The organism is Azospira inquinata (assembly GCF_018905915.1).
Taxonomy (GTDB): domain Bacteria; phylum Pseudomonadota; class Gammaproteobacteria; order Burkholderiales; family Rhodocyclaceae; genus Azospira; species Azospira inquinata.
In genome coordinates this window covers 804,419-813,898 of sequence record NZ_CP064782.1, presented here as the reverse complement: position 1 = coordinate 813,898, position 9,480 = coordinate 804,419, and the positions used below count along the sequence as shown (strand labels likewise).

General features: G+C 62.6%; 7 protein-coding genes. 5 read left to right on the top strand and 2 right to left on the bottom strand.

Features of this window, described 5'->3' with window-relative positions:
• On the bottom strand, positions 1-2,820 hold the full coding sequence (uvrA, locus tag Azoinq_RS03600; RefSeq protein ID WP_216125930.1) for an excinuclease ABC subunit UvrA: 2,820 nt from the start codon (positions 2,818-2,820) through the stop codon (positions 1-3).
• A 304-nt stretch (positions 2,821-3,124) separates the two neighbouring features.
• Here uvrA and Azoinq_RS03595 point away from each other — a divergent pair, with 304 nt between their 5' ends.
• The 5 genes from Azoinq_RS03595 to Azoinq_RS03575 all read left to right on the top strand — a co-directional run bounded on the left by Azoinq_RS03595 (position 3,125) and on the right by Azoinq_RS03575 (position 8,980).
• Positions 3,125-4,342, top strand: a complete 1,218-nt coding sequence (locus Azoinq_RS03595; protein WP_216125945.1) for an MFS transporter — start codon at positions 3,125-3,127, stop codon at positions 4,340-4,342.
• A 33-nt stretch (positions 4,343-4,375) separates the two neighbouring features.
• Complete coding sequence (gene ssb / locus Azoinq_RS03590) at positions 4,376-4,846, top strand: single-stranded DNA-binding protein (protein WP_216125948.1); 471 nt, start codon at positions 4,376-4,378, stop codon at positions 4,844-4,846.
• Between the two features lie 82 nt (positions 4,847-4,928).
• A complete protein-coding gene (locus Azoinq_RS03585) occupies positions 4,929-6,371 on the top strand; it encodes a tetratricopeptide repeat protein (RefSeq protein ID WP_216125950.1) in 1,443 nt (480 codons plus the stop codon).
• A 310-nt stretch (positions 6,372-6,681) separates the two neighbouring features.
• Entirely contained in the window at positions 6,682-7,059 is a 378-nt protein-coding gene (locus Azoinq_RS03580) for a DnaJ family domain-containing protein (protein WP_216125953.1), read from the top strand.
• A 37-nt stretch (positions 7,060-7,096) separates the two neighbouring features.
• A complete protein-coding gene (locus tag Azoinq_RS03575; RefSeq protein WP_216125956.1) occupies positions 7,097-8,980 on the top strand; it encodes a potassium transporter Kup in 1,884 nt (627 codons plus the stop codon).
• 100 nt (positions 8,981-9,080) lie between these two features.
• On the opposite strand, the gene Azoinq_RS03570 is transcribed toward Azoinq_RS03575, so the two are convergent.
• Positions 9,081-9,458 (bottom strand): oxidoreductase, encoded by a 378-nt coding sequence (locus Azoinq_RS03570; RefSeq protein ID WP_216125957.1) that lies wholly within the window; start codon positions 9,456-9,458, stop codon positions 9,081-9,083.
• Positions 9,459-9,480: the final 22 nt, after the last annotated feature.

The window sequence follows — 9,480 nt, the reverse complement described above, 5'->3', positions numbered from 1 at the left end:
CTAGCGGGCCAGCAGGGGCTTTAAAAAGCGTCCCGTGTGGCTGTCCGGGGTGGCGGCGATGGCTTCCGGGGTGCCGGTGGCGATGATGCGGCCGCCCCCGTCCCCCCCTTCCGGCCCCAGATCCACCAGCCAGTCGGCGGTTTTGATCACGTCCAGGTTGTGCTCGATGACCACCACCGTATTGCCGTTATCCGCCAGGCGTTGCAGCACCTTGAGGAGCATGGCGATATCCTGGAAATGGAGGCCGGTGGTGGGTTCGTCCAGGATGTAGAGGGTGCGGCCCGTGTCCCGTTTGGAGAGTTCCAGGGCCAGCTTGACTCGTTGGGCTTCGCCGCCGGAGAGGGTGGTGGCGCTTTGCCCCAGGGTGACGTAGGAGAGACCCACATCCACCAGGGTTTGGAGCTTGCGGGCAATGCTGGGTACGGCGTCGAAAAATTCCCGGGCCTGTTCCACGGTCATGCCCAGGATGTCGTGGATGTTTTTGCCCTTGTAGAGAATTTCCAGGGTTTCCCGGTTGTACCGATGGCCGTGGCAGACGTCGCAGGGTACGTAAATGTCGGGCAGGAAGTGCATTTCCACCTTGAGCACCCCGTCCCCCTGGCAGGCTTCGCAGCGACCGCCCTTGACGTTGAAGGAAAAGCGGCCCGGACCGTAGCCCCGGGAGCGGGATTCGGGCACCCCGGCGAACAGCTCCCGAATGGGGGTGAGGACCCCGGTGTAGGTGGCCGGGTTGGAGCGGGGGGTGCGGCCGATGGGGCTCTGATCCACGTTGATGACCTTGTCGAAGTGGTCCAGCCCCTGGATTTCCTCGTATTCCGCCGGTTCGGTGGAGGCGTTGTAGAGGTGGCGGGCGGCCACGGCGTACAGGGTGTCGTTAATCAGGGTGGATTTGCCCGAGCCGGACACCCCGGTGATGCAGGTGAACAGGCCCACCGGCACTTCCAGGGTGACGTTTTTCAGGTTGTTGCCCTTGGCGCCGATGATGCGCAGCTGGCGTTCCGGGTCCGCCGGGCGGCGCTGGGCCGGTACGGCGATTTTCTTTTGCCCAGACAGGTAGGCGCCGGTGAGGGATTGGGGATTGGCGGCCACCTGTTCCGGAGTGCCTTCGGCGGTGACGTAGCCCCCATGGACCCCGGCCCCCGGGCCGATATCCACCACGTAATCCGCGGCCCGGATGGCGTCCTCGTCGTGTTCCACCACAATCACCGTATTGCCGATGTCTCGCAGCTGGGCCAGGGTTTTCAGGAGCCGGTCGTTATCCCGCTGGTGCAGGCCGATGGAGGGCTCGTCCAGCACATACATGACCCCGGTGAGGCCGGAACCGATCTGGCTAGCCAGGCGAATACGCTGGGCTTCACCCCCGGACAGGGTTTCTGCCGACCGGTCCAGGGACAGGTAATCCAGGCCCACGTTGATGAGGAACTGGAGCCGGGCGACGATTTCCTTGAGGATTTTTTCCGCCACCTGAGCCTTGTGCCCATGGAGTTCCAGGTGCTGGAAATATTCCCGGGCTTCGGCCAGAGGCAGGTGGCTGATCTGGTGCAGGGTCTTGCTGCCCACCCGCACATTGCGGGCTTCCAGGCGCAGGCGGCTGCCTTCGCAATGGGGGCAGGTGCGGTTGTTGATGAGCTTGGCCAGCTCTTCCCGCACCACCATGGAATCCGTTTCCTTGTAGCGCCGTTCCAGGTTGGGAATGATGCCTTCAAAGGGGTGTTCCTTGATGACCACCCGGCCCCGCTCATTCATATAGCGGAAGGGAATTTCCTCCTTGCCCGAGCCGAACAGCACCAGTTCCCGAATGGCGTCGGGGAGCTGTTTGAAGGGGGTGTCCACGTCGAAACTGTAGTGGTCCGCCAGGGAACCCAGCATCTGGAAGTAGAACTGGTTGCGCCGGTCCCAGCCCCGGATGGCTCCCGCCGCCAGGGACAGGTCCGGATGGGCTACCACCAGCTTGGGGTCGAAGAACTGGATGACCCCCAGGCCGTCGCACTTGGGGCAGGCGCCCATGGGATTGTTGAAGGAAAAGAGCCGGGGCTCTAGTTCCTGCAAGGCGTAGGAGCAGATGGGGCAGGCGAATTTGGCGGAAAACAGATGTTCCGTGCCCGAATCCATTTCCAGGGCGATGGCCCGGCCGTCCGCGTGGCGCAGGGCGGTTTCGAAGCTTTCCGCCAGGCGCTGGCGCATGTCTTCCCGTACCTTGAGCCGGTCCACCACCACGTCAATGTTGTGCTTCTGGCTTTTGGTGAGCTTGGGCAGGGCGTCGATTTCGTAAATTTTGCCGTCCACCCGCAGGCGTACGAAGCCCTGGGCCCGAAGGTCGGCGAACAGGTCCAGCTGTTCCCCTTTCCGGTTGGCCACCACGGGGGCCAGGATCATTAGCTTGGTTTCCTCCGGCAGGGCCAGGGCCGCATCCACCATCTGGGAGACGGTCTGGGCCTCCAGGGGCTCCCCGTGCTCCGGGCAATAGGGGGTGCCGGCCCGGGCGAAGAGGAGACGCAGGTAATCGTGGATTTCCGTCACCGTGCCCACGGTGGACCGGGGGTTGTGGCTGGTGGCCTTCTGCTCGATGGAAATGGCGGGGGACAGACCCTCGATCAAATCCACATCCGGTTTTTCCATGAGCTGGAGAAACTGGCGGGCGTAGGCGGAAAGGGACTCCACATAACGGCGCTGGCCTTCCGCATAGAGGGTGTCGAAGGCCAGGGAGGATTTGCCCGAGCCCGAAAGGCCGGTGATGACGATAAGTTTGTCCCGGGGCAGGTCCAGGCTGATGTTTTTGAGATTGTGCGTCCGCGCACCGCGGATCTTGATTTCGTCCATGGATTTTCAGCTGTGGGGTGAGGGCGGGGCCAGGGGCCCGAGGCCAAACCTTGAAATATACGGAATTCGGACGGCCATTACCAAGGATAAAGCTGGGCGGAGGAATGGGCCGGGGCGGGTGGGGCGGTGGTCATACGGCGGGGGGAATTCTACCGCCATCCGGGCCGGGCGGCGGCCACGCCCCGCTTTTTTCGCCCCCCTCGGTGGGCTGGGCGGGCAGACTGGGGTCAGGGCAAACCTGATAAGATACGCAACTTCCCGCCGGAAAACCGGTCTCTTTGGGTTTATCTCCCTTACCACTCCCATGTCGTCTTCCGTTTCCCCTGCCGTCGCTGACGGCTTGAATGCCCAGGAAAAGAAAGCCGGGGTCAGCCTGGCCGGTATTTTCGCCCTGCGCATGCTGGGCCTCTTCCTGATTCTTCCGGTTTTTGCGGTGTACGCCCATTCCCTGCCCAGCGGCAGCAACCTGGCCATGGTGGGCCTGACCATCGGGGCCTACGGCCTGACCCAGGCCCTCTTCCAGATTCCCTACGGCCTGGCCTCCGACCGCTTCGGGCGTAAGCCGGTGATCGTCTTCGGCCTGGTGCTGTTTGCTATTGGCAGTTTTGTGGCCGCTGTGGCCCAGGATCTGCCCATGATCCTGGTGGGCCGGGTGATTCAGGGCGCCGGTGCCATTTCCGCCGCCGTCACGGCCCTGGCCGCGGACCTGACCCGGGAACAGCATCGCACCAAGGTCATGGCCATGATCGGCGGTTCCATCGCCCTGGTGTTCGCCTTTTCCATGGTGGCGGCTCCCGTGCTGTATGGCCTTATCGGTATGCCGGGTATTTTCCTCATTACCGGGGCCCTTTCCGTGCTGGCCATCGGGGTAGTGCTCAAGGTGGTGCCAGACGCGCCCCCCGCGGTGAAGGCGGAAGGGGACGCCAGCTTTGGCCGGGTGTTGAAGGACGGTCGTCTGGGGCGCCTCAATTTCGGCGTTTTCGCCCTCCACGTCATGCAAACCGCCATGTGGGTGCTCATTCCCTCCGCTCTGGTGCAAAGCGGTGGGCTGGCCGTGGGGGAACACTGGAAAATCTACCTGCCCGCCGTGCTGATTTCCTTTGTGGGCATGGTGCCCGCCGTGATCGCAGCGGAAAAGTACGGCAAGATGAAGCTGGTGTTCAACGCCGCCGTGGCCCTGCTGGTAGTAGTGCAACTGGGCTTTTTCTTCTTCGGCAGTGGCCTCTGGCCCCTGGCCATCTGGTTGACCCTGTTTTTTGTGGCCTTCAACATTCTGGAAGCCACCCAGCCGTCCCTGATTTCCCGGATCGCACCCCCCGAAGCCAAGGGGGCGGCCCTGGGCATCTATAACACCACCCAGTCCATCGGCCTGTTCCTCGGCGGGGCTGTGGGGGGCACCCTGGCCCATCGCCTGGGCAACGGGGCGGTCTGGGGATGTACCACCGTCTTGGGGCTGGCCTGGCTGGTGTTCAGCCTGTCCATGGTGGTCCCGCCGCCCCGCTCCCAGCAGCAGGCGCAATAATTCTTTTAAACCAACACTTTCAAGGGGGGCTGCATGGCTTCTGTGAATAAAGTAATCCTGGTCGGCAACCTGGGCGCCGATCCGGAAACCCGATACATGACTAATGGGGATGCGGTGGCCAATGTCCGTCTGGCCACCACCGAAAGCTGGAAAGACAAATCTAGCGGTGAACGCCGGGAAGTGACCGAATGGCACCGGGTGGTGTTCTACCGCAAGCTGGCGGAAATCGTCGGCCAGTACCTGAAAAAGGGCTCTTCCGTCTATATCGAAGGCCGCATCCGCACCCGCAAATGGCAGGATAAGGAAGGCCAGGAGCGTTACACCACGGAAATCGAAGCCACGGAAATGCAGATGCTGGGCCGCCGGGAAGGCAGCGGCGCCCCCGCTGGGGATTCCTACGGTGGCGGTAGCGCCGGTGGGGACTATGAGCGCTCCGCCGCTCCCGCCCCGGCCAAGAAAAAGGCCCCGTCTTTCGACGACATGGATGACGACATTCCGTTTTAATTCGGCAGCCTTTGCCGTTTAATAGCAGGCCCGGACCGCCCTAGCGCTCCGGGCCTGTTTTTTTGTGGAGGGGGAGCGGACCATGGATGGGGAAACATTGGGGTCCCAAACGGGAACGGATATGGAAACGGCGGCGGTGCCTGGGGCCGAGGCCTTTCATCGGGGCTGCGCCCTGCTTGCCGAGGGGAATCCAGCGGAGGCCGCCGACCATTTCCTGGGGGCCTTGCAGGCCAACCCCGGTCTGGGGGAAGCCTGGGCCAATCTGGGCATTGTTCTGGGGGAGGTGGGGCGGCACAGGGCGGCGGAAATCAGCTTCCGCAATGCCCTGACCCTGTTGCCCGGGATAGCGGCCATCCACAACAGTTTTGGCCGTCTCCTGGCAGACCTGGAGCGTTTCCCCGAGGCTGAGGCGGAATACCGGCAGGCCCTGGCCCTGGACCCCAGCCTGGGGCCAGCCCATTCCAATCTGGGGGTGCTGCTAGCCTGCCTGAATCGAGATCAGGCCGCGGAGACCTGCTTTCGCCAGGCCCTGGCTCTTAATCCGGACCATGCCCAGGCCCGCTTCAATTACAGCTATCTGCTGTTGCGTCAGGGGCGTTGGGCCGAGGCCTGGCCCCTGCTGGAAGCCCGGCTGGCGCCGGAAAACCGTCTGGGCATCCATGTGCCCGATCTACCTTTTCCCCAATGGCGGGGGGAGCCCCTGGCGGGACGTTCCCTGGTGGTGTGGTTTGAACAGGGCTTGGGGGATGAAATCCAGTTCTGCCGTTATGTGCCCCTGCTCAAAGCCCGGGGGGTGAGCCGCCTGACCCTGGTGTGCCGGGCGCCCCTGTTGCCCCTATTTCAGACCCTGTCCGGGCCTGACCAGGTGGTGGCCTGGTCCCCGGACCTGGCGCTGGCTCCCCACGATTTCTGCGTCCTGCCCCTTAGTCTGCCGGCTCTTTTTCATACCACTTTGGCGGATTTGCCCGCTACCGTCCCCTATCTGTCCGTTTCTCCGGAACGGCGGGAATACTGGCGTTGTCGCTTGCCCGCCGATGGTTTTCGCCTGGGCCTGGTGTGGCGGGGCAATAGCCGCTTTGAAAATGACCGGCACCGCTCCCTGCCCGATCTCCATGGGCTGGCGCCCCTCTGGTCCCTGCCCGGCCTGCGCCTGATCTGCCTGGTGCCCCCCGGGCCGGGGGTGACCTTGCCCACGGACCTGCCCCTGCTGGACGTAGGGCCGGAATTACGGGATTTCGCCGATACGGCGGCGGTGCTAGAGCAGCTGGATTTGCTTATTTCCGTGGATACGGCGGCGGTGCATCTGGCCGGCGCCTTGGGGCTGCCCGCCTGGCTTTTGTTGTCCCGCTTCAAGCCCGATTGGCGCTGGTTGCAGGGCCGGGAGGATAGTCCCTGGTATCCGTCCCTGCGCCTTTTCCGTCAGGAAACAACGGACGATTGGGCCTCCGTGGTGGCCGCGGTCAAGGGTGCCTTGGCCGCCCGGCTGGCTCTGGGAAGCTCGGAGCACGGTCAGGATCAGGCTTGAGGCAGATTAAAGCGAAAGCTTAAGAGTTTCCCCTAAGCTTTCGCTTTTAATCATCTCCATTAGGGCCCTTAAAGCATTTGGCATAGCCTTGATCCGCCAGGGAAAAGGGGCGGCGGGGCGCCGGTTTTTCCCAAAGCCCGGGGGCGGGTAGAATGGCGAAAAATTTATATTAGAAAAAAACTGTTTTTGGGGGTTTCCATGTACCTGCCGTCCCGCTTTTCCGCCTTTTCCCAGAACCCTTTCCGGTTCTAGGCCCACACCCCGTTTTTACCGTTCTCACCCAGATTGTTTAGTGGGGAGGGAGGTGTCCATGTTCACCTTTGTCACCCTGGCCGAGCAACGCATCCAGGAAGCCCTGGAGCGGGGCGAGTTATCCGATCTGCCGGGCAGCGGTGAGCCCCTGGATTTGACGGAGGATCCCCTGGTGCCGGAGGAACAGCGCATGGCCAATCGCATTCTCAAAAATGCGGGCTTTGTGCCGCCGGAAGTGGGATTACGGCGGGAGGTGGCGGAATTGCGCAGCCAGCTGGAACTGCTCGACGAAGGCGAGCGGGACCGGGCCTGGAAGCGGCTCTGTCTGTTGATGACCCGGCTTTCCCTGTTGCGCGGGGAGGCGGTTAATCTCAGCCTGGAGTCGGTCTATTGGGAACAGCTCAAGCAACGCATGGCCGGACCGGTGCCGGAGTGATATCCGGGGTCGGGCGGTCTTTTTTGTCGGAGTAGTCATGCACGGTTCTTCTGCTTCTTCCCATTCCCGCCTGGCGGCCCTGGCCCTGGCGGCTCTGGGCGTGGTCTATGGCGACATCGGGACCAGTCCCCTGTACGCCATGAAGGAAGTGTTCGCCGGGAATCATCCCATTCCCCTGAACGAGGCCAATGTTCTGGGCAGTCTGTCCCTGTTTTTCTGGGCCCTGATTGTGGTGGTGTCCCTGAAATACGTGGCTTTCATTATGCGGGCGGATAACCGGGGGGAAGGGGGCATCATGGCCCTCATCGCCCTGGCCCTGCACGATGCGGCGGGTAACCGGCGCCGTCAGAAGGCGGTGGTGATCATCGGCATCTTGGGGGCAGCCATGTTCTACGGGGACGGCATGGTGACTCCCGCCATGTCCGTGCTTTCCGCCGTGGAGGGGCTGGAAATTGCCTCCCCCGGCCTGGACCACTTCGTCATTCCCATTACCCTGCTGGTGCTCTTCGCCCTCTTTGCCGTGCAAAAGCGGGGCACGGCCACCGTGGGGGCCCTCTTCGGGCCGGTCATGGTGCTCTGGTTTTCCTGTCTGGCCCTCCTGGGCATCGGGGCCATTCTCCACAATCCCCATGTGCTCCTGGCCCTGAATCCGCTCTATGGGGTGAAATTTCTCCTGGCCAACCAGGCCATGGCCCTGGTGGCCATGGGCAACGTGGTGCTGGCGGTGACCGGGGCGGAAGCCCTCTATGCGGACATGGGCCACTTTGGCCGTCGTCCCATCCAGCTGGCCTGGTTCACCTTCGTGCTGCCCGCCCTGGTACTCAATTACTTCGGCCAGGGGGCCCTGATCCTGGCCCACAGCGACGCCATCCAGAATCCCTTTTTCCTTTCCGCTCCCAAATGGGCTCTGTATCCCCTGGTGGGTTTATCCACCGTGGCCACGGTGATTGCGTCCCAGGCGGTGATTTCGGGGGCTTTTTCCGTCACCCGCCAGGCCATGCAGCTGGGCTTTGTGCCCCGTATGGAAGTGCAGCACACCTCGGAAAAGGAACAGGGCCAGATTTACCTGCCCGGGGTGAACTGGGGTCTGTTCTGTGCCGTGGCGGTGCTGGTGCTGGGCTTCAAATCCTCCAATAACCTGGCGGCGGCTTACGGTATTGCGGTGACCGGGGACATGGTTATTACCTCCCTGCTGGCTACCGCCGTGGTGGCCCGGGTGTGGGGCTGGGGCTGGCCCCGGGCCATCGCCCTCTTCACCGGCTTCCTGGTGGTGGAACTTACCTTCCTGTCCGCCAATGTGATGAAGATTCCCGATGGCGGCTGGTTCCCCTTGGTGGTGGGAGTGGCGGTGTTCGTCATGATGACCACCTGGAAGCGGGGCCGCCAACTGCTGGCGGAACGGCTGCAAGGGGAAGCCCTGCAACTGCTGCCCTTCATCGACAGCATCGAAGTGGCGCCCCCGGTGCGGGTGCCGGGCACGGCGGTGTTCATGAATGCGGACCCCAACGGGGTGCCCCATGCCCTGCTGCATAACCTGATGCACAACAAGGTGCTCCATGAGCGCATCGTCATTGTGTCCGTGAAAATTTTCGACGTGCCCTATGTGCCGGAAATTGACCGGGTGGAAGTGCACCGGCTCAAGGAAAATTTCTACCAGGTCATTGTCCAGTACGGCTTCAAGGACGATCCGGATATTCCCCGGGCCCTGGAGTTGGCGGCGGAAGCGGGGCTGCGCTTTGAAATGCTGGAAACTTCCTTTTTCCTTGGCCGGGAAACCCTCATTCCCCGGCTGGGTTCGGAAATGGCCTTCTGGCGGGAAAAGCTCTTTGTGGCCCTGTTCCGCAACGCCGGGTCGGCTACCACCTTTTTCAAAATTCCCACCAACCGGGTGGTGGAACTGGGGACCCAGGTGGTGCTTTAGGTTTGGGGTGATTGCCGCCCAATAAAAAACCGCCTCTCGGGGCGGTTTTTTATTGGGCCGGTGGGGGAAGGCCCTGCGACCGGCGGATGGGCGGCTTTGCCTAGCTGTAGTGCTGGGTGCCGTGCTTGCCATCCACCAGCTCTCCAGCGGAGAGGGACATGAGCAGGAGGGCGATTTGTTCCGCCATGATCAGGGTGTGGTCGTTGCCGCTTTCCACCATGTATTTGCGCAGAGTGTCCTTGACCGCAGCGGCGCCGGTGACATCGATGATGATGTCCACGGAGGTGCCCAGCTTGGCCAGGTCCATGAAATTATTGGTGGTGGGCACACCGGCTTCCTGGGCCAAGGCGATGCCGGGCAGGGACAGATCCAGATCGGCAACCCCCAGCACGGTGACGAAAGGTGCGGCCAGCAGCTGTTTCAACAAGGGCGTACCGGTATCCCCGGCACCGATGACGGCAATGCGGAATCCACTCATGGTTTGACCTATTTATGAAGAT